General features: G+C 50.2%; 15 protein-coding genes. 12 read left to right on the forward strand and 3 right to left on the reverse strand.

Annotation, left to right across the window (positions count from 1 at the left end; genetic code table 11):
- Positions 1 to 291 precede the first annotated feature (291 nt).
- Positions 292 to 1,869: a Na+/H+ antiporter gene (locus tag B160_RS0101925; RefSeq protein WP_018626158.1), complete on the forward strand. Its 1,578-nt coding sequence runs from the start codon at positions 292 to 294 to the stop codon at positions 1,867 to 1,869.
- A gap of 80 nt (positions 1,870 to 1,949) precedes the next feature.
- Complete coding sequence (locus B160_RS0101930) at positions 1,950 to 3,005, forward strand: MBL fold metallo-hydrolase (protein ID WP_018626159.1); 1,056 nt, start codon at positions 1,950 to 1,952, stop codon at positions 3,003 to 3,005.
- A 12-nt stretch (positions 3,006 to 3,017) separates the two neighbouring features.
- Here the strand turns inward: B160_RS0101930 and B160_RS0101935 are convergent, their stop codons facing one another.
- Both B160_RS0101935 and mqnE read right to left on the reverse strand, forming a co-directional pair.
- A complete protein-coding gene (locus tag B160_RS0101935) occupies positions 3,018 to 3,452 on the reverse strand; it encodes a CBS domain-containing protein (RefSeq protein WP_018626160.1) in 435 nt (144 codons plus the stop codon).
- Between the two features lie 508 nt (positions 3,453 to 3,960).
- Positions 3,961 to 5,109: an aminofutalosine synthase MqnE gene (gene mqnE / locus B160_RS0101940; RefSeq protein ID WP_018626161.1), complete on the reverse strand. Its 1,149-nt coding sequence runs from the start codon at positions 5,107 to 5,109 to the stop codon at positions 3,961 to 3,963.
- A 31-nt stretch (positions 5,110 to 5,140) separates the two neighbouring features.
- Here mqnE and B160_RS31500 point away from each other — a divergent pair, with 31 nt between their 5' ends.
- The 3 genes from B160_RS31500 (at position 5,141) to trxA (ending at position 7,070) form a co-directional block, all read left to right on the forward strand.
- Positions 5,141 to 5,278, forward strand: coding sequence for a hypothetical protein (locus B160_RS31500; RefSeq protein WP_157557850.1), 138 nt, complete (start codon positions 5,141 to 5,143; stop codon positions 5,276 to 5,278).
- Between the two features lie 87 nt (positions 5,279 to 5,365).
- Positions 5,366 to 6,619 carry a nucleoside permease gene (locus tag B160_RS0101945; RefSeq protein WP_026309454.1) on the forward strand — a complete coding sequence of 418 codons (1,254 nt, stop codon included), beginning with the start codon at positions 5,366 to 5,368 and terminating at the stop codon, positions 6,617 to 6,619.
- Between the two features lie 130 nt (positions 6,620 to 6,749).
- On the forward strand, positions 6,750 to 7,070 hold the full coding sequence (gene trxA / locus B160_RS0101950) for a thioredoxin (RefSeq protein WP_018626163.1): 321 nt from the start codon (positions 6,750 to 6,752) through the stop codon (positions 7,068 to 7,070).
- A 108-nt stretch (positions 7,071 to 7,178) separates the two neighbouring features.
- Here trxA and B160_RS0101955 read toward each other — a convergent pair whose 3' ends face one another.
- On the reverse strand, positions 7,179 to 7,376 hold the full coding sequence (locus B160_RS0101955) for a hypothetical protein (protein ID WP_018626164.1): 198 nt from the start codon (positions 7,374 to 7,376) through the stop codon (positions 7,179 to 7,181).
- 281 nt (positions 7,377 to 7,657) lie between these two features.
- Here B160_RS0101955 and B160_RS0101960 point away from each other — a divergent pair, with 281 nt between their 5' ends.
- The 7 genes from B160_RS0101960 to B160_RS0101995 all read left to right on the forward strand — a co-directional run bounded on the left by B160_RS0101960 (position 7,658) and on the right by B160_RS0101995 (position 20,661).
- A complete protein-coding gene (locus B160_RS0101960; RefSeq protein ID WP_018626165.1) occupies positions 7,658 to 8,671 on the forward strand; it encodes a LacI family DNA-binding transcriptional regulator in 1,014 nt (337 codons plus the stop codon).
- 299 nt (positions 8,672 to 8,970) lie between these two features.
- Positions 8,971 to 12,105, forward strand: coding sequence for a SusC/RagA family TonB-linked outer membrane protein (locus tag B160_RS0101965; RefSeq protein ID WP_018626166.1), 3,135 nt, complete (start codon positions 8,971 to 8,973; stop codon positions 12,103 to 12,105).
- A 12-nt stretch (positions 12,106 to 12,117) separates the two neighbouring features.
- Entirely contained in the window at positions 12,118 to 14,178 is a 2,061-nt protein-coding gene (locus B160_RS0101970; RefSeq protein WP_018626167.1) for a RagB/SusD family nutrient uptake outer membrane protein, read from the forward strand.
- A gap of 25 nt (positions 14,179 to 14,203) precedes the next feature.
- Positions 14,204 to 15,022, forward strand: coding sequence for a DUF3823 domain-containing protein (locus B160_RS0101975; RefSeq protein ID WP_018626168.1), 819 nt, complete (start codon positions 14,204 to 14,206; stop codon positions 15,020 to 15,022).
- Positions 15,023 to 15,055: 33 nt separating this feature from the next.
- A complete protein-coding gene (locus B160_RS0101980; protein WP_018626169.1) occupies positions 15,056 to 17,191 on the forward strand; it encodes a hypothetical protein in 2,136 nt (711 codons plus the stop codon).
- 349 nt (positions 17,192 to 17,540) lie between these two features.
- The gene (locus B160_RS0101990) at positions 17,541 to 19,469 is read left to right on the forward strand and encodes a glycoside hydrolase family 172 protein (RefSeq protein WP_018626171.1); all 1,929 of its coding nucleotides are present in this window, start codon (positions 17,541 to 17,543) and stop codon (positions 19,467 to 19,469) included.
- A 145-nt stretch (positions 19,470 to 19,614) separates the two neighbouring features.
- Positions 19,615 to 20,661 carry a LacI family DNA-binding transcriptional regulator gene (locus B160_RS0101995; protein ID WP_018626172.1) on the forward strand — a complete coding sequence of 349 codons (1,047 nt, stop codon included), beginning with the start codon at positions 19,615 to 19,617 and terminating at the stop codon, positions 20,659 to 20,661.
- The last annotated feature ends 141 nt before the right edge of the window (positions 20,662 to 20,802 follow it).

The following is a 20,802-nucleotide window of genomic DNA, read 5'->3' on the forward strand; positions in this document are numbered from 1 at the left end:
GTCAAAGTATTGCTGCATTGTCATAATTGATGGATTTGTTTCCTGAATTTACCCATTATCTCAAAATATTACCGCGAAAATCTGAAATGCACCCCATGATGACAGCCGTGAAGTTTTAAAAAATAAAAGTTGTAATTTTGTACTGTACTCAGCAAATAAAGGCCCCAGGCTTTACCTGGCAAGCGTTTCTTGTTGAGTATTTTTTTATAGCTGCCTGCGCTGAGTTGCCGTGCGCCCGTTTTTGATTAAGATCCGGCCGGTAACTATCTTTATTCTCAAAAGATCAACTGTATGCTGGAGCATTTTCCATTTTACCTGGCACTGATCGTACTGATCGTTCTGCTGATCATGCTGGGCAACCGGATAAAAGTGGCCTATCCTATATTGCTGGTGGTAGCCGGGTTATTGATCAGCTTTGTACCGGGTGTTCCGGCGCTGAAGATAGACCCGGAACTGATCTTTATTATTTTTCTGCCCCCATTGCTGTATGAAGCGGCCTGGGCCATCTCCTGGAAGGAGCTTTGGCGCTGGCGCCGGGTGATCAGCAGTTTTGCCTTTGTAGTGGTCTTTCTTACCGCTATGTCGGTAGCTTTTGTGGCCAATCATTTTATTCCCGGTTTCTCGCTGGCCCTGGGATTCCTGCTGGGAGGCATCGTTTCGCCGCCGGATGCCGTAAGTGCCGGTGCGATTGTAAAATTTGTAAAAGTGCCCCGGAGGATCTCCTCGATACTGGAAGGCGAGAGTTTGCTGAACGACGCCTCATCCCTTATTATTTTGCGCTTTGCCTTGGTGGCCGTTGGCACGGGGCAGTTCATCTGGCACGATGCGGCCCTGAGCTTTGTATGGATGATCATTGGCGGCGCGGGCATCGGGTTGCTGGTGGGCTTTGTTTTTATGAAGATGCACCAGCGTCTGCCTACCGATGTAAACATGGACATCATCCTTACCCTGGTTGCTCCTTACGTAATGTATATGGCTGCAGAGGAAGTGCACGGTTCCGGGGTATTGGCGGTAGTGAGCGGCGGGCTTTTTCTTTCGGCACAGCGGCACCGGTTTTTAAGCGTTTCCTCCCGCTTGCGGGGCGAAAATGTGTGGCAGAGCTTTGTATTTCTCCTGAACGGATTGGTGTTTATGCTCATCGGGCTGGATCTGCCGGAGATCATGGCCGGACTGCGGAAGGAGGGGATCGGTTTTTACGAAGCCTCCGGCTATGGCCTGCTCATTACCGGGGTGCTGATGATCGGTCGGATGCTGGCGGCTTTTGGGGCCGTGGTGGTTACGAAGATCGCCAGCCGGTTCATTACCGTGGCCGATAAGAACCCGGGAATGAAAGCGCCATTGCTGTTGGGCTGGACGGGTATGCGGGGTGTGGTTTCCCTGGCTGCGGCCCTGTCGGTACCTGCCGTCCTGGACGATGGATCTCCTTTTCCGCAACGGAACCTGATCCTGTTCATCACTTTTGTGGTGATCCTGGTAACGCTGGTGCTGCAGGGCCTCACACTGCCGGGGATCATAAAAAAACTGAAGCTTCCCGATTACCGGGACCACCTGCCGGAGGAGGAGATGGAAGGCTGTTTCCGGGCGGCACTTGCCCGGGAGGCGCTGAATCATATACAGGAACATTACCCCGGTGAGCTGAAAAACAGCCCGGTGCTGCGGCTGCTGGCAGATCAATGGCGGATCGATGTTGAAACGGAGGGGGCTGTGCATTACTCCGGGCCGGTACGCAGGATCTGCCGCGAAGTGCTGGAGCGGCAGCGCAGGTGGCTGCTGGACAAGAACAGGAGGGAGCAGCGGCTGGATGAGGAAACCGTCCGGAAATTCCTGCACTATATCGATATGGAAGAAGAGAAATTAAAAGCAACATAGTATGCAGGCAAAACCGGGTACCGTGGTTTGGCCGCAATCTTTATGAACCGGTATTTACAAACAGCGATAAGAAATGTACGATGGAACTGATCAGACAATTGGGGCAATACCCCGGCCGCGAACGGAAAGGGTTGTTTTACCCGCTTTCCAATTATAAGAACGGGCGGTTTCAAAACCTGCTGCCCACACCGGCATTGGCCGAAGGAGAAAGCATGATGCGGATCTTCTGGAAATTCTTTCAAAAGATGCCGGATACTGTGCCCCGGTATCCCCTTCCTTTTGTACAAACGGATCTGCAGCATTTGAGGCCGGAGGAAAATGTACTGGTGTGGTTTGGACATAGTTCCTATTTTATACAGCTGGATGGCATGCGTTTTCTTGTAGATCCGGTATTCAGCAACAGTGCTTCGCCGCTGCCCGGTTCGGTAAAAGCATTTGCCGGTACCAATCATTACCAGGCCGCAGATATGCCGGATATCGATGTGCTGTTCATCTCGCACGATCATTGGGACCACCTCGATTACAAAACGGTGCGCCGGCTGGAACCTAAAGTGAAGACCGTGGTCTGCGGATTGGGCGTGGCGCAGCATTTTGAATACTGGGGCTGGGACAGGGAGCGGATCATTGAAAAGAACTGGTTCGACCATGCAGATCTCGGAAACGGATGTACGGTTACCCTTACGCCGGCAAGGCATTTTTCCGGCCGCCGCCTGTTTTCAAGGAACAATTCCCTCTGGACCTCTTTTGTACTGCAGACGCCCTCAAGGCGGATATTCCTCGGCGGCGATAGCGGCTATGGCCCGCATTTCAGTGATATTGGCGACCGGTTTGGCCCTTTTAGCCTGGCGATACTGGAATGCGGACAATACAATGAAAAATGGCCCTATATCCATTCCCTGCCCCAGGAGATCTTAACAGAGGCCCGGGCGCTGAAAGCGCAGCGGGTGCTGCCGGTGCACCACTCCAGATTCCGGCTGGCACAACATCCCTGGTACGAACCGCTGGAGCAGGTAACGGCATTTGGTGAAGCCGAAAACTATCCGGTCCTCACTCCGAAGATCGGTGAAAAAGTGAACCTGGACCATCCGGACCAGACATGGGAGAAATGGTGGGAGGAAGATGGGCTGCGGAATTGAAGCGGTGCCCTTCTATCCGTTCCCGTGTATATAATCTTTCAAATGATTGATGGTTTCCTTTTGTTGTAAGATGGTTTCTTTGACCACATCGCTGATGGAGATAATGCCTGCCAGCTGTGCATTGATGAACACGGGCAGGTACCGGATGTTTTTATCGCTCATCAGCTCCATACAGTGCTCTACGGAGTCTTCCGGGGAAATATGGGGCAGCTCGGTAGACATGATCTCTTCCACTGTCGTATCGGAGGAATGTTTTCCTTTCAGGATCACTTTCCGGGAGTAATCGCGTTCGGTAATGATCCCCAGGTAATGCTCCCCGTTTTTGACAACGAGCGCTCCAATATTTTTATCGGCCATCAATTCCAGCGCCTGGTAAACAGACGTCGAGGGCACAATGCTGATCGTATCATGCCCTTTACGGGCAAGAATGTTGGAGACCTTAGCCATGATAGCGATGATTTAGATCAGCAATATATTAAAAAAAGCGGAGAATACCTAATCGGGCATAAGCGATGAAACATCCTGTTCGCTGCTCGATGAACATTTCGTAATTCAGGGTTCAATGCTGAATACTGATAGCAAGTAGTTCCATGTTTCCACCTCATTGCCCGGTCTAATGTCTATTATCTATCGTCTATCGTCTATCGTCTATTGTCCAAAGTCCCAGGTTCCAGGTTGGTTTCCGTTCGTCGATCGATGAACATTTCGCAATTCAGGGTTCAATGCTGAATACTGATAGCAAGTGGTTCCATGTTTCCACCTCATTGCCCGGTCTAATGTCTATTATCTATCGTCTATCGTCTATCGTCCAAAGTCCCAGGTTCCAGGTTGGTTTCCGTTCGTCGATCGATGAACATTTTCGCAATTCCATGAATGTGTTTCAATTGGTTGAAAAGGTCTAAAAGCTAAATACTAAACACCAGGTTTACGTAAAAAGCATCTCGATTCTCAATTCTCAAACCTCGCTTCCCAACTCCTCCCGGCTGTAATCTTTGACCACATTATAAAGCGTGCCCCGCTCCACCGGCTTGCGTTTGGCCTGGCGGATCAGCACTACGAGGTCCTGTGTAGACATGGAAGGGGTCTGTTCCTCGGAGCCGGCCATGGAATAGATCTTCGTGGTATCATCAATGGTGCCGTCGAGATCGTTAACACCAAAAGCAAGTGACAGTTGCGCATTCTGCCGGCCAAGCATGGGCCAGTAGGCTTTCATGTGCGGAAAATTATCCAGGTAGATGCGGGCGATGGCATAAAGACGCATATCCTCCACCAGCGTCGACTCCGGCACGTGGCTCATATCGTTGTCCTTATTGCGGAATTTGAGTGGAATAAAAGTATTGAACCCGCCGGTTTTGTCCTGCAGTTCCCGCAGGCGGTGCATATGATCCACCCGGTCGGCAAAACTTTCAATATGTCCGTAAAGCATGGTGGCATTGGTATGCATGCCCAGACGGTGTGCCGTTTCGTGTATCTGCAGCCATCCGTCAGCATCCACTTTGTCCGGGCAGATCTGCTTGCGGACTGCGTCAGCAAAGATCTCCGCACCGCCACCGGGCAGGCTTTCGAGTCCTGCTTCCTTTAGGTATGATAACCCTTCTTCCACGGTTTTCTTCGCCTTGCGGAACATATAATCCAGCTCCACCGCGGTAAAGCCTTTGATATGCAGCTCCGGGCGGTGCGCTTTGATCTTCCGGAGGAGCTCTGCAAAAAATTCCAGGTTCATTTTCGGGTGAACGCCCCCCACGATATGTACTTCGGTAACCGGCTCGGCATCGTATTTTTTCACGATATCCATCATCTGGTCCAGCCCCAGCTCCCACGCTTCATCCCGGTGTGCATACAGCCTGCTGTAACTGCAGAAATTACAGGTGTAGATACAGGCATTGGTAGGCTCGATATGGAAATTCCGGTTAAAGTAAGTGCGATCCCCATGTAATTTTTCACGCACAAAATTGGCCAGGGACCCCACAAAGCCCAGGCTGCCTTTTTCGAACAGGAGCAGCGCTTCTTCATTGGTGATGCGTTGGTCAGTGTAAACTTTTTGAGCGATATGTTTCAGATCGGTGTCTTCAGGTAAAATTGAGGTCTCTATCACTTCCGTCATGCTGCTGATTTTTTTGCAAATTTAGCATTTTATGGCCACTGAGCCACGGAATCACTCTGTATTGAACGGGAACCGCAACCTGCGCCAGGGACGGGCAACGATCGCAATGGAGGGGGAAGCTGCTGTTGAACATCTTCGCGAACCTGCCGGGATCCCGGTTTCAACCTGACAAATTTGCCCGCCGGATTAGCGAAACTTCGGGGTAAATAATTATCTTCAATTGCTGTACGATGTATAAAGCAACTAAAGTTCGTCTATGAGCATAAAACTAAGATTGACCATCATCAATTTTTTACAGTTTTTTATCTGGGGCGCCTATCTTACGTCTATTGGAGGGTATATGTACTCCACCCTCCACTTCAAAGGAGAGCAGATCGGGACCGTGTTCTTAACATTGGGGATCGCGTCTATCTTTATGCCCCCGGTACTGGGCATTATCAGCGACCGGTGGGTGAATGCGGAACGGCTCCTGGGCCTGTCGCATATCGCAGGGGCCGGGGCGCTGTACTACACTGCTACCTTAACGGAACCGGCCGGAATGTTTTGGGGAATGTTGCTCGTCTGCATGGCCTATATGCCAACAATATCATTAAATAATGCCGTGGCCTATCATGTTTTAAAGAATAACGGGCTGGAACCGCAAAAGGATTTTCCTCCTATAAGAGTGTGGGGGACCATCGGGTTTATTGCAGCGATGTGGCTGACCGATCTGTTTCACTGGACGCTTACCAACGGGCAGCTGATCTTTGCGGCAGGGAGCGCGCTGGTAACCGGCTTTTATTGTTTTACCCTGCCTCCCTGTAAACCGGAGAGCCAGGGACCCCGGTCGCTTGCGGCGGCATTTGGCATAGATGCATTCCGCCTGTTTAAGATACCCAAGATGGCGATCTTTTTTATTTTCTCAATGTTCCTGGGAGCAGCGTTGCAGATCACCAATCAATGGGGTGTGCCTTTTATTGATCATTTTAAATTTGACCCGGCGTTTGCAGATACGATCGGGGTAAAGTATCCCAATATCCTCATTTCGATCTCCCAGATATCAGAAACCGCATTTATCGTAACCATCCCTTTTTTCTTAAGAAAATACGGGATCAAAACGGTGATGTTGATGAGCATGTTTGCCTGGTTCCTGCGTTTTGGTTTGTTTGGGGTGGGCGATCCGGGCGGAGGACTGGTATTTCTGATCCTATCGATGATCGTATATGGGATGGCCTTTGATTTTTTTAACATTTCCGGTTCGCTTTTTATTGAAAAAGAGGCTCCTTCAAAAATACGGGGGAGCGCCCAGGGGTTGTTCATGATGATGACCAACGGCATCGGGGCCATGATGGGGAGCTTTGGAAGCGGGTGGCTGATACAGCACTATACCCGGAATGAGTTAACGGACTGGAGAACGGTCTGGTTTATCTTTGCGTTTTATGCCCTGGTGATCGGGATGCTTTTTGCGCTGGTATTCCGGTACCGGCACAACCCCGAAGTAGTGGCAAAAGAGGGAGTGAACAGCCGTTAGCGGTCTTTTGTCAGGCATTTTACCTGAATTGACATTTTCTGCACAACTTTTTGTCAATATTGCCTGTTATCTAAATGGGAACTAAATTTGTTATTTGTTTCAAACAATTAATCAACTAAAATATTTGGAAATGGCAAAAGAATTTAATGATTCCAACTTTCAGGCAGAGGTTCTGGACTCCGATAAATTAACGGTGGTGGATTTTTGGGCGGAATGGTGTGGCCCCTGCCGCGCGATCGGTCCGGTAATTGAAGAATTATCAAAAGAATATGAAGGAAAGGTGAATATCGGAAAAGTGAATGTGGATGTAAATCCCCAGGTTTCCATGAATTACGGGATCACTTCCATTCCGGCTATTTTGTTTATTAAGAACGGCCAGGTGGTAGACAAGCTGGTGGGCGCACAACCCAAGGGCAATTTTGTAAAGAAAATTGAATCGCATCTGAATTGATCCCAGCGGCTGGTACATAACTAAAGCTCCGTGATGGTTTTCACGGAGCTTTTTTATTAATTTTACAGGGCAATGCCAAAACAACTCGCAAAACAGGAATACGGCAGTTTACAAAAATAAACACCGGGGAGAACGCGGCCCCGGAGCAGGCATGTCGAGGCTGTTCAATGCTGCATTATCAATGCTGATGGCAAGGCGTACGGGGTGGCCCATAGCATTTGCTTCATACAGGGTAGCTACCTTTCCTTTTTTAAAGGAAACAGCAGGCCCGTTGTAGACCCTGTCTTTTAATTTTGCCGTTGGCAATACCCGCGGCCGCTTTGGCGGAAGCTTTTTAAGTGTAAAGGTGATCCTATTTACCCGCTAACCAGGGTGGATTTGCTGTATGAACTGCTCAATTGGCCGTCTGAACTGTAATTTTGGTGTAGGGGGCTTGTATATATACGCTAAAGAATGAGGCCCTGCAACAGGGGAATACGCATTAAAAATTATAAACGGTGTGACAGTAAAGGGTAAAAACAACTAATTTTATCTATTATGGGACCCTTGTGCGTATTTCAGAACATCGATTTTTTTGATCATCAATAGTGAAACATTTATCCATCAAAGATATTGCACGGCTTGCGGGTGTAGCGCCTTCTACCGTTTCATTTGTTGTTAACGGAAAGCACCAGGAAATGCGCATCAGCGAAGAAATGGTCCGGCATATCCAGTCTATTATCAAAAAGACCGGCTATATACCCAACCGGGCGGCCGCAAGTCTTCGTACCGGGAAAACGCATGTGATCGGCCTGATCGTGGAAGACATTGCCAATTCCTTTTTTGCATCCCTGGCCAAATCGGTAGAAAAGGCCGCTGCAAAAGTGGGCTACCGGGTGGTGTACGGGAGCACCGAAAACAATGATGGCCGGGGAAATGACCTGATCCAGTTGCTGGCCAAGCAGGTCGACGGGTTTTTGATCGCCCCGTCCATTGGTATGAAAACCAGTGTGCAGGCCTTAAAAAAGAGCCGGAAGCCCCTGGTGCTGATCGACCGTTATTTCCCGGGGGAGGAGATCCCTTTTGCGCTGGTCGATAACTATGCCGGCGTGCGTAAGGCCACTGAATGCCTGATAAAAAAACAAAAGAAACAGATCGCCTTTGTAAATATCGCCACAGAGCAGGTGCAGATGCAGGAGCGTGAACGGGCCTATGTAGAGGCGCTGCAACAGAACGGGCTTTTTCAGAAAAAGCTGTTGCTGCGGCTTCCGTATTACCAGGATAAGGCGCAGTATGAGCCGCGGATCCACCAGTTCCTTCGGAAACACCCGGAGATCGATGCCATGATCTTCGCTACCAACTACCTGGGCATGTTTGGCATCAAAGCATTAAAGGACCTGGACATTGCCATTCCAAAGCAGGTTGCTGTTTTTAGCTTTGATGATACCGATCTTTTCCGGTTTTCCTCACCCGCCATTTCCGTGATCAGTCAGCCGGTGCAGGAAATTGCCGGTCAGGCAATGCGGTTGTTGCTGGAACAAATGAACAGCGGGGCAAAGAAAACCGAATCCGGGGAAGGCGTCCTTGTTCCCCCGGAACTCATTTTGCGAAATTCCGTTTAAAAAAAATTTTGTTAATTGATGGTAACGGTTTAATTTTAGATTGCAAAAACGATTTAGCCCTCCCGATGTATGAAGAACCGAAGAATGAATGCGTAACGTTTTAGCCGGGGAGGTCTTGTTTCTTGTTAGGTTGTTTGACCAGGAAGGATCATTGCCGTTTTTTTCAGATAGCACGTTTGTTGGTTAAAGCGGAATCCTTTTGATCCGTCTTCGTTGCAGCAGGAGCAATGATGACTGTCTGTTTGCCGTATGGCCTGCTGCATTTTTCGCATTAGTAAACCAAATATCAATCATTTTCTATGAAGTATTTATTGTTGCTGTTAGCAATCTGTATTGCTATCTGTCAGGGGAAAGGATTTGCGCAACAGACGGATCCGTTAAAAAGGGTAAAGGGGATTGTACAGGACCAGCTGAATACACCCGTGCAAAATGCAAGTGTACAGGTAAAAGGCGGCACCACAGGAACGCTTACGGATAAGGACGGCGCATTCAGTATCACGGTTTCCGGTGAACAGCCGGTGTTGTTATTCTCTGCCGTCGGCTACCAGGCACAGGAGATACAGGTAACGGGTGATTCGAGTTTGATCGTAACCCTGCTGCCGGCGGCGGCCAACGCCCTGGAAGAGGTGGTAGTGGTTGGATACGGTACTCAGAAGAAGTCATCGTTAACGGGAGCGGTGTCTTCCATCAAAGGAGAGGATATCCGGACCACCAAAAATGAAAATCCGCAGAATATGCTGACCGGTAAAGTACCGGGTGTGCGCATCGTTCAAAAAAGTGCGGAGCCCGGGGCCTTCAATAATGTGTTCGATATACGGGGCTTTGGATCTCCTTTGATTATCATTGATGGCGTTCCCCGCTCCAATGCCGATTTTCAGCGGATGAACGCGAACGATATTGAGGACATTTCGGTATTAAAAGATGCTTCTGCTGCAATATACGGTGTGCGTTCGGCAAACGGGGTCGTGCTGATCACTACAAAAAAAGGGCATAACAATGAAAGTGTACTTTCTTACGATGGAAACTTTACCTGGCAGTTTCCCTCGGGGTTACCCAAGACGGTGGATATTTATCAGTACCTGACCTTGCGCAATGAAGCTGCGCGCCATGCGATCATCGGCGGACCGGGCAGCCTTGTGTACGGAGACGACGTATTTGAAGAATACCGGACGGGGAAACGAAAGAGCTATGAATGGTACCCGCTGGTTTTTGGAAAGTCTGCGCCCCAATCCCAGCACAATTTAAGCGCAACCGGTGGCAATGAGAAGTTCCAGTATTATATCGGAGGCGGGTATCAGAACCAGGGAAGCTTTTTCCGGACCAATGATCTGAACTACAACCGGTATAATCTGCGAACAAGCATCACCGCAAAAATTGCCAAAAGGTTTACGCTGGATGCCGGTGTAAACCTGATCACAGAAACGATCAACCAACCCTATCAGAGCGCCTGGTGGATCATACGCGGTTTCTGGAGGCAGGGCCCCCAGATCGCCCCTTATGCCAATGATGACCCTTCCAAACCCTATCATGGACTGATCGAAGGCGATAACCCCATCTCTTTCATGAGCAAGGATATCAGCGGGTACCGGGTATATAAGAACAGCTGGGTGCAGCCCGTGCTGAGTTTGCGCTATGATATCCCCGCGGTAACCGGGCTCTATGCCAAAACGCTCTTCAGCTACGATTATTCCATCTCCAACCGGAACTATTTTCAAAAAGAATACAAACAATACCGCTATGACGATGCCGCACAGGAATTTTTGCCTCCCTTTGTAAGACAATCCCCCGACCGGATAACGCGCGAAGCCTATTTTTATTCCCAACTCTTAAGCCAGACCTCTTTAAACTACAGCCGGCTTTTTAACAGCCTGCACAAGATAGACGGTGCGCTGATTTGGGAAACCCAAAAAAGGGAAGGGGATAATTTTATCGCACAAAGGGACCTGGCGCTGCCGCTGCCCTATTTGTTTGCAGGTGTGCCGCTTAACCAGGAGGCAAAAATGAACACCGGTTCCGGGGATCTTTATGAGTTTACAAACCTGGGGCTGGCCGGCCGGATCAATTATGCGTTCAACAATAAATACCTGGCAGAATTCCTTTTCCGGTATGATGGGTCATCCAAGTTCAACGGGGGATATCAATGGGGATTCTTTCCCGGGGGATCCATCGGCTGGCGGCTTTCGGAAGAAAATTTTATTAAGAATGCAACAGCACTGGCATTCATCAAACAGTTAAAGCTGCGTGCTTCTTACGGGGTGATGGGTGATGACGGAGCGGCGGCCTATCAATGGGCAAGTGGCTATAACTACCCGTCGGGTACCGATGCCCGGAACTTTACCGGGGGGTATATTTTTGACGGCAACTTTATTGCCAGTGCCAGTAACAAGGGCATCCCCAATACGGAGATCACCTGGTACACCTCGCAATCGTTCGATGCCGGTGTTGATTTCCTCGGCTGGGATGGGTTGCTGGGTTTTACATTTGATTATTTTCAACGGAAAAGGGAAGGACTGCTGGCAAAAAGAAATGGCGGCATTCCAACCGTTGTAGGGGCGGCGCTCCCCGATGAAAACATCAACAGCGATCTCAGCTTCGGGTATGATTTTGAGGTAACGCATAACCACCATATTGGCGATCTGGCGTATAGTTTAAAGGGGATCTTTTCCTTTACCCGGGTAAAAGCGCTTTATGTGGAACGGGGTCCCAATGGCAGCTCTTACTGGAACTGGCGGAACAATCAGAACGATCGCCTCCAAAACATCTGGTGGGGCTATACGGGCAACGGAAGGTTCGAATCCTGGGACGATATCTGGAACAGCCCGGTATATATCGGGCGGGGCACATTGCCCGGCGACTACCGTTATGAGGACTGGAACGGTGATGGGGAGATCAACGATCTGGACCGGCATCCCTTCCAGCTGAGCTCAACTCCCTGGATCAACTATGGCTTCTCCGCCAGCTTTTCCTATAAAGGCGTCGATTTGTTCTTCCTGCTTCAGGGATCGGCCCTTTCAACCGTGCAGTACGTAGAGCAGTTGTTTCAGCCGTTATGGGGCAATAACGAGTCCGGGGCCATGGTACAGTTCATGGACCGGTGGCACCCACAGGATCCCCAGGCCGACCCCTATGATCCCGCCACGGTGTGGGTACCCGGTTACTACGGCTACACCGGCACGCTGCCGGATGGCGGTTCTTCGTATAACTCGGTCAATGGTGCGTATCTCCGTCTGAAAACGGTGGAGCTGGGGTATGCGCTTCCGGAAAGGTGGCTGAAAACGCTGGGCGTAAAAAATACCCGTTTTTATGTAAACGGGTACAACCTGCTTACAAAAACAAAAGTGAAGTATATAGACCCGGAACATCCCAGCGACACATATGGTTACCTGTATCCGCTGAATAAGACGGTATCTGCCGGCTTAAACGTAACATTCTAAAAAGCACGCTATATGAAACTGAAATATTTTTTGTTCATACTATTGGGGATCGGCAGTATTACGATCTCGTGTAAAAGCTACCTGGATGTGCCTCCTAAAAATATTGTGAACGAATCGGATCTTTTCTCCAATTCGAAAGGAATGTCCTTATACCTGTCGCGTATGTACAGCCAGATGCCTTTTGAAGATTTTAAGTATTCACCGGCGCGGCAGTTCTTTGACGACTGGCTCGTTACGCCCGGTACCAACGAAGGGTCTTCCCTGGGAAGGGATGCAGGGGAAGCAATGACATCTGAAGGCTGGGCCCGCAATGGCGCTTATTGGGTACGGGCATTTAATTTGTTGAGGGATGCCAATACCCTTCTGGAGAATTTACCCGCCTTTAAAACGAATTTTACCGATGCTGAGTTGAATGAATATATGGGGGAGGCGCATTTCGCCAGGGCAATGGTCTTTTATGCATTGGCAAAAAGGTATGGCGGAGTACCCCTGGTGACCAAAGTGCTGAAATACCCGGAGAACCCCGCTGCACAGTTAGAAATACCCCGGTCAACTGAAGAAGAAACGTGGAACCAGGTGCTGGCCGATTTTGACGAAGCTGTCGGGCTGCTGCCCGAAACCAGCCCGGTTAAAGGATATGCCAATAAGTATGTGGCGCTTGGGTTTAAATCGGAGGCCATGCTGTTTGCCGGGTCGGTGGCCAAATACAACCGGATCACGGGGTTTGGCCAGAAAACGAAAGTGCGGGTGATCGGGTTTGATCCGGCAACTGCCGCCGCTACCTCCAAAAAATATTTTACGGAGGCCTATAAAGCGGCCGATGCCATTATCCAGTCCGGAAAATATTCCCTGTACAAAAAGAAATGGGCGGCCAATGATAAAGAAGCACAGTACCAGAATATGGTGGATATGTTTTTTGACGCTTCCAGTACCGAAAATATCTATACCAAAGATTACAAATACCCCGACCTGCCGCATGGGTATGATGCCTATAACATTCCACGGCAGCTCATGGGGGGAAATGGTTATTCGGCAGGCAACTGCCCGACCCTGGATTTTGTAGAGCTGTTCGACGGGTTCCCGAAAAACCCGGACGGTACGATTAAAGTGCTCGATGCCCAGGGAAAATATGTTTTATACGACAAGGTAACGGACCTCTTTGCAAATGCAGAGCCGCGGCTGCGGGCCAATGTTATTTTGCCCGGCGATGTGTTCAAGCAAGAGGCAATAGAGATACGCCGGGGTATCTTTACCGGAAGTGTCGCCGGCGGGATCGCTCCGCTGCGGGTCGTGAACGGTGCAACGGATTATTCATTTGGAGGACCACAAACCTACAACCAGGTGGATGCTTACACGGCAAAGGGCGCATTTTCCGGAAAGAAGTCCTTATTTCTTTCGCAAAACGGCACCTCCCATGAAGTGGTTACCTTGTTGGATGGATCGAAGATGAATGCCGGCGGTAAAAGCGGTCCGTTCGGAAATTCGGATATGACTGCAGCATTTACGGGGTTTGTTGTCCGGAAATGGTTAAACCCCAACATGCCGCAGGCCCTGGTGCTGGAAGCGAGGTCGGACCAGTCTTTTATCCTGATGCGCTATGCTGAAGTGTTGCTGAATGCAGCAGAAGCTGCATCGGAACTGATGCTGGCAGGCGAAACAACTTCAGAAGGCGATGATTTGCAAACGGTGGCCTATAACGCCGTTAAAGAGATCCGGGAACGGGCGGGTGCCAACCCGCTTGCCGGAGCGGGAGATGTGCTGGGGATACCCGGCCGGAACCTGATCCGGAAAGAACGCCGGAAAGAGCTGGCGTTTGAACACAAGATCCTTTGGGATATACGCAGGTGGCGCACGCAGCACTCCGATGTGCTGAATGGTTTTACTCAGGCAGACGGGGCCTATTACAGGGGGCTTTATCCGTTTTACGCTTCTGCGGTCAACAAATACTTTTTTGATGCGGGGTTTGAAGAAGCCCGGAAGCGTTTCCGCATCACGGAGCAGGAATATTACTTCATGATCCCTTCAGGCGAGGTAACAAAGAGCCCGGTTATTGATCAGCAACCCGGCAGATAACTGAAAATTATATAAAAGACAAAGTATGAAAAGAACGCTTTATATCATAGGAGGACTTATCCTTTTGGCGGGGACGGATGCCTGCACCAAGCTGGATAATTACCCGGAGCCCAAAGAAACGCTGAAAGGAACGGTGGTAGATGTGGCTACCGGCGAGCCGGTGTTGACGGACCAGGGCAGTGAGGGTACAAGGGTACGCATGCGCGAGCTTACCTGGACCGCATCCGAACCCGAGAATCTTGATTTTTTTTGTATGAAGGAGGGCATTTTCCAGAATACAAAAGTGTTCCAGGGCACGTATAATGTACGGGTGGACGGTGCATTCATCCCATTGGTGCGCCTGAATGCCGACGGCGATACACTGGCCAATGAATCGAAGACCCTGGAGATCAAAGGGGTAACCGAGCTGGAGTTTAAGGTACAGCCGTTTCTTAAGCTGGAATGGGTAGGTACGCCTTCCGTGGCGAACGGGAAGGTGACTGCCACAGTAAAAGTAACAAGAGCCGTAAGCCCGGCAGATTTTAAGGCAAAGATCGGCCCCATGGGTAATTACAGCGACGATGAACTGAACGAGATGCTGCAGGTTACCGACGTGCGGCTATTTGTGAGCCAGGTGCCCTATGTGGGTTACCGTGAATGGGATAACCGGTATTCGACGATCGTTAATTACGCGGGCAATGCGTTTGAGGCGCTCCTGGGCCAGCCGGTAACCATTACAACACAAGGTACGATCCCCGCGGGCAGGACCGTATTTATAAGGGCTGCCGCAAGGATTAATTATGCCACCGAAAATATCAAGCGACATAATTACAATGCTGCGGTAAGGGTCGATATTCCCCGATGACCCGGCTGCAGATGATAAAAATATTTTAGCGTAATGAAACGTATTTTGCTTTTTTGTTCTTTGTGCATCAACAGTATCTATGCACAGGAAAAGACCGCCTTCCAGATCGCTGCCCCCTGGAATGCGGCCTATGATGTACGGTCGGATGTTGCTATTGTATACGGGGTCAATGATGCCGGCGGCAACTTTGAGGAACGGGTAAAGGGATGGCGGGACAAAGGATACCGGGTACATTTTATGACGGGTATCGCCTGGGGGCAGTACCAGGATTATTTTAAAGGCCGCTTTGACGGGAAGTCGCATTTTGACGAAGGACAGGTGCAGCGGAACGGCGACACGATCTGGCACGGCAGGGACGTGCCTTACATTGTACCGTCGCAAAATTATCTGAACTATATTAAAACCCATTTGAAACGCGCCATTGATGCCGGCGTTACCGCCATTCACCTGGAAGAACCGGAGTTTTGGGCAAGGGCAGGCTACAGCGCGGCCTTTAAAAAGGAATGGCAGCAGTACTACGGCTCGGCGTGGCGCCCCCAGCATGAATCTCCGGAAGCCACTTACCTGTCTTCCAAACTCAAATATCACCTGTATCTGAATGCTCTGAAAGAGGCTTTTTCCTATGTAAAGAGCTATGCCAAAAGCCAGGGAAAAGTGGTGCGTTGCTATGTGCCTACCCATTCGCTGCTGAACTATTCTTCCTGGCGGATCGTAAGCCCGGAAGCAAGCCTGGCCTCCCTGAAAGATATGGATGGCTACATCGCACAGGTATGGACCGGCACCTCCCGGGAGCCGGTCTATTACAAGGGGGTAAAAAAAGAGCGGGTATTTGAGAACGCCTTCCTGGAATACGGCTCCATGGTTTCCATGACGGCGCCCACCGGAAAAAAGATGTTCTTCCTCACTGATCCCATAGAAGACTGGCCGCGTACCTGGGACGACTATAAAAAAAATTACCAGGCTACCTTTACCGCGCAGCTGCTGTATCCCACGGTAGCAGATTACGAGGTAATGCCCTGGCCCAACCGGATCTACCTCGGGCGGTTTAAGCTGGAAAACGATACCGTCCGGCATCCTATTTCAAAAGCTTATGCCACGCAGATGCAGGTAATGGTGAATGCGTTAAATGAAATGCCATTGTCCTCCAATAAGATCAGCGGCAGTCATGGCATTGGCATCCTGGTTTCGAATTCCATGATGTTCCAGCGTTTTCCCACGCATGCCGGGTATGAAGATCCCCAGCTTTCAAACTTTTATGGGATGGCCCTGCCTTTATTAAAGAATGGCATACCGGTTGAAACGGTGCATATGGAAAACCTGGAGAACAGCAATACCCTGAAGAACATCCGGGTGCTGGTAATGAGCTATGCCAACATGAAGCCGTTAAAGCAGCAGTATCATGAGGCGTTGGCCCGGTGGGTGCGGGCAGGGGGAATATTGATCTATTACGGGCGCGACAATGATCCTTTTCAGACGGTAAAGGAATGGTGGAACAGTAACGGGTTGCAGTATAAAGCGCCTTCGGAAGACCTGTTCCGGTTGTTAAATATCGGGGAAGGACAGCAGGGGTTTGTAAAAGCGGGTAAGGGTTGGGTGGCCGTGAACCGGATGGATCCGAAAGAGCTGGTATTGGAGGCGGGGCAGGACGAGGCATTCCTGCAGCTGGTAGCGCAGGCGTACAGCCGGTACGCGCATGCGGGGGAGCTGGAAATGAAAAATCATTTCCTGTTAAAGCGGGGCCCTTATGTGATCGCAGCAACGCTGGATGAAAGCACCGGCCCGCAACCGTTGACCATTGACGGTCCGGTGGTGGATCTGTTTGATCCGGAGTTACCCGTTTTAGCGCGCAAGGAGGTTTTGCCCGGGCAGCAGGCCTTTTTATACGATCTGAAAACCATCAAAAAAGGCCGGCCAAAGATCCTGGCAGCTGCGGGGCGGGCCTATAATGAATCTTATCAGCGCGGGCAATACAGCTTCCTGTTGAAGAGTCCCACCGGTACGGTGAATGTGATGCGGATCTACCTGCCATCGGCCCCGGGTGCCGTTACCCTTACAAAGAATGGTGCAGCCACAGCGCTGTTGAAAAAGGACTGGGATGCCGGTTCCCATACGTTATTGCTTCAGTTTGATAATGACAGCGAGGGCATCCGGGTGGCCATACAGTTGTAGCTTTTTAAAAAATAATGTTACGGGGGATGCATGAAACGTCCTTTATACTTTCTCAATAATGTCCGGCCGGCCGTATTAAAAAAAAGTATTGTAGTGAAACTCTTAAAAGAGAATGGTTGACACCCGCTTCCGCCGGTGCCTGTGCAGTAAGAACTGATGCATAGACCCCTTCCCGCTTTCCCGTCTAAGGATAGATTCGCTGCTTTTGAGCCGGGTCTTTCCTGGATACTTTTCGAAGCTGCGCCGCTGCCGGACTGCTTTGAAGATGCAATGCGGCTGCTCTGATCCGAGAATTGTTTGGTACCTTCAAACATTGTCCATAAGTTTGCTTTAACGATTAAATTGGCATATGAAGCGCTTTGCTGCTATTTATTTACTGACTATGGTTTTGATGAGCACTGTAGATTTGCGTGCCCAGGTGCCGGTGAGTTTTGCTACCGAACTGGAACGCCTTTCCAATCTGCAGCTCCTGCCCCGGTATATGGAAGGCACAGTGGTAAAACAGGTTTCTTCCTACGATACTACCGGGGGAAATGACGATGGTTTTGGAGGAAAATATTCTTACCTGAGGAAGGAAGCCGGCGGCCTGGTTATTTTTGATCACGAGGGGCAGGGCGTGATCGAGCGCATCTGGACACCGACGCCCACCGATGATACCCTGGATTTTTATTTCGACGGAGATACCCGCCCTGGTCTGTCCATCCGTTTCAGAGATCTGTTCAATGGCACCGTGGCGCCCTTCCTGAAACCGCTGGCGGATCATAAAGTAGGCGGCTTCTACAGCTATATTCCCATTCCATATCAAAAAGGCTGTAAGATCGTGTTCCGGGGAAAAAAGATCCTGTTCCACCAGATCCAGTACCGCACCTATGACGGACTCTACAAGGTGCGCACCTTTAAAAAGGAGGATGCAGGCAGGGAACGCCAACGATTGCAAAAGGCCGTCGCATTGTGGGCAGATCCCGACCGGGATGTCCGTAACTTTTATCCGGCAGCTCCGGCAGTGATCACCAAAAAATTATTGCTCAGGCCCGGTAGCTCAGCCGTGGTGGCCGCGTTGCAGCAGGGCGGGCGCATCCTGGGGCTGGAGCTGAAGCCTGCTGCCGCTTTTAACGGCATCTGGAAGCAGCTGGATCTGAAGATCACCTGGGATGATGAGCCCGGCCCTGCGGTATGGGTTCCCGTTGCTGATTTCTTTGGGTTCGCTTACGGGTCGCGTTCTATGGAAAGCCTGTTTTTGGGCGCTACCGGTGCAAAAGTGTATAGCTATATTCCTATGCCTTTTGACCGGAAAGCAAAAATTGAGCTGGTATACCGGAACGGCTATAAAGACCTGCAGCCGGTGGAGCTGTTTGCAACCGTTTCCTATACGTATGAAAAAAGGAACGCTGCAAAGGAAGGCCGGTTCTATGCCCTCTGGAAAAACGAACATCCGCCGTTGGGAGCGCCCTATGTTTTTTTGGAAGGGCAGGGGAAGGGACATTATATCGGCACTTTATTGCAGGGGCAGGCAACCGATTTTACCAATTTTACCGAATTCTTTGAGGGCGATGATGCTACAACGATCGATGGCAGCATGACCCTGCACGGTACCGGTTCCGAAGATTATTTCAACGGCGGCTGGTACGCGCAGCCCGGGGGATGGGTGGAGCGTTTGGGTGCGCCGCTGAGCGGTTGCCTGGATTATTCGTTGCCCCTGGGCAGAACGGGAGGCTACCGGTTCTTTTTGACCGATAAAATGCCGTTCCGTAAAAGCATCCTGCATACCATAGAACATGGTCCGGTCCGCAACAACCGGCTGGTGCAATACACGTCCGTTGCGTTGTATTATGCAACAGGACCGATTGCACGTTCCGTTGCACCGGATAATGAGCGAACCCGGGTATGGGTACCGGACACGGTTACCTTTTATACACGGCTGATGCGGCACCTGACCTATAACGGTAACCTGCAGCTGCAGCAGGGTGCGGCCGCGCTTACCGGAAAGGACAATGCCGTTTTAAATATCAATGTATCGGAAGTGCCCCGGGGAAAGTACCGGATCTTTTTACATCAGGTAAAGGCGGCAACCAACCAACTGGAAGTACGCATCGCGGACGCGGTGCGGGTACAGGACTGGCGATCCGTAGCTGTTATCGGCGGTAACCAGCCGGTGAGCCTGCTGATCGGTGAGGTGGAAATAACCGATGCATCCATACCGGTGAGCGTGCTCTTCCGGAGCGGTGATCCGCAACCCGGGCTGGTATTTGACCGAGTAATGTTTGCAAAAGAAAAGTAAGCAACTTTAGATAAAAATAAACGGAGCGGGGAATATTTTATTCAGTCAATAATTCCAATTTTTGTAATTTGGATGATAATCGATTGTTCTTATGAAAAAGGAAAGAGCAGAACAACGGCAAACAATCATTGTTTAAAAGAGCTTCATGATAAAAAAACGTGTATCGTTGAAGGATATCGCCCAAAAAGTAGGGGTGTCCACTGCATTGGTGTCCTATGTGCTGAATGGAAAAGAGAAAGAGGCCCGGGTGGGAGAGGCCGCAGCCCGGAAAATAAAAAAGGTGGCGGCGGAAATGAACTACCAGCCCAATTTGATTGCCCGGGGGCTGAAGTTCGGGAAAACGCATACCATCGGGCTCATTGTTGCGGATATCTCCAACCCGTTTTTTGCCATGCTGGCCCGCATTATAGAGCTGGAGGCGCAAAAGCGCGGGTACACGGTACTGTTTGGCAGCAGCGATGAGCAGCTTGAGAAATCCCAGAACCTGATCAATACATTCCTGAACCGCCAGGTAGACGGGCTGATCATTACCCCGGTAGCGGGATCGCAATCCCAGATCGAAGAATTGCGCAACCGGGGGATTCCCTTTGTTTTGATGGACCGGGGGTTTAGCGAGATGGAGACCAATGTAGTAGTTACGGACAATCATGATGCCATGTACAATGCGGTTCATTTACTGATCCGGAACGGGTATAAGAAACCGGGGATCATAGCATATGATACGCCGCTGACGCACATGACGGACCGGATTGCGGGCTATAAAGATGCGCTGAAAGATAACGGCATCCGGTTCAATACAAAATGGCTGGCAAAAGTGCCCTACGGAAATTATAAAGAGCATGTGACCACTGCACTGGAGCGGTTGCTGGATGCAAAAGGACGGGTGGTGGACTCGCTGGTCTTTGCAACCAACAGCATCTCCGTACAGTCGCTGAAAGTGATCCATGCCCGGGGAATAAAAGTACCCCAGGACCTGGGAGTGATCAGCTTTGATGAAAGCGATGTATTTGATTTTTTCTATTCGCCCATTACCTACATTAAACAGAACCTCCAGGCCATTAGCGAAAATACGGTCCAGTCGCTGATGCAGGCGATCGATACCCGGGCGCGCAAGTGCATCCGTGTTACCGTACCATCGGTAATCGTAAAGGGTGAAAGCAGCAGCAGCCGGCGTGAAGGCCGTAACACATGATGCCGGCAGTCCTGCGCAGGAAGATATTTTACGAAGACATGGTGTTCTGAACCGCTATAGAATAAAATTGGTGGTTAAAAAGAAACCCATTATTTTTGCTTAAACGTATAAGCTTTTCTGTTTACGATTGTTCATTAAAAA

The organism is Niabella aurantiaca DSM 17617, from assembly GCF_000374125.1.
Lineage (GTDB): Bacteria > Bacteroidota > Bacteroidia > Chitinophagales > Chitinophagaceae > Niabella > Niabella aurantiaca.

Bases quoted from the DNA above. Each gene is read 5' to 3' on its own strand.
- B160_RS0101925 (WP_018626158.1), top strand. From the start codon at position 292: ATGCTGGAGCATTTTCCATTTTACCTGGCACTGATCGTACTGATCGTT.
- B160_RS0101930 (WP_018626159.1), top strand. From the start codon at position 1,950: ATGGAACTGATCAGACAATTGGGGCAATACCCCGGCCGCGAACGGAAA.
- B160_RS0101935 (WP_018626160.1), bottom strand. From the start codon at position 3,452: ATGGCTAAGGTCTCCAACATTCTTGCCCGTAAAGGGCATGATACGATC.
- mqnE (WP_018626161.1), bottom strand. From the start codon at position 5,109: ATGACGGAAGTGATAGAGACCTCAATTTTACCTGAAGACACCGATCTG.
- B160_RS31500 (WP_157557850.1), top strand. From the start codon at position 5,141: ATGGCCACTGAGCCACGGAATCACTCTGTATTGAACGGGAACCGCAAC.
- B160_RS0101945 (WP_026309454.1), top strand. From the start codon at position 5,366: ATGAGCATAAAACTAAGATTGACCATCATCAATTTTTTACAGTTTTTT.
- trxA (WP_018626163.1), top strand. From the start codon at position 6,750: ATGGCAAAAGAATTTAATGATTCCAACTTTCAGGCAGAGGTTCTGGAC.
- B160_RS0101965 (WP_018626166.1), top strand. From the start codon at position 8,971: ATGAAGTATTTATTGTTGCTGTTAGCAATCTGTATTGCTATCTGTCAG.
- B160_RS0101970 (WP_018626167.1), top strand. From the start codon at position 12,118: ATGAAACTGAAATATTTTTTGTTCATACTATTGGGGATCGGCAGTATT.
- B160_RS0101975 (WP_018626168.1), top strand. From the start codon at position 14,204: ATGAAAAGAACGCTTTATATCATAGGAGGACTTATCCTTTTGGCGGGG.
- B160_RS0101980 (WP_018626169.1), top strand. From the start codon at position 15,056: ATGAAACGTATTTTGCTTTTTTGTTCTTTGTGCATCAACAGTATCTAT.
- B160_RS0101990 (WP_018626171.1), top strand. From the start codon at position 17,541: ATGAAGCGCTTTGCTGCTATTTATTTACTGACTATGGTTTTGATGAGC.
- B160_RS0101995 (WP_018626172.1), top strand. From the start codon at position 19,615: ATGATAAAAAAACGTGTATCGTTGAAGGATATCGCCCAAAAAGTAGGG.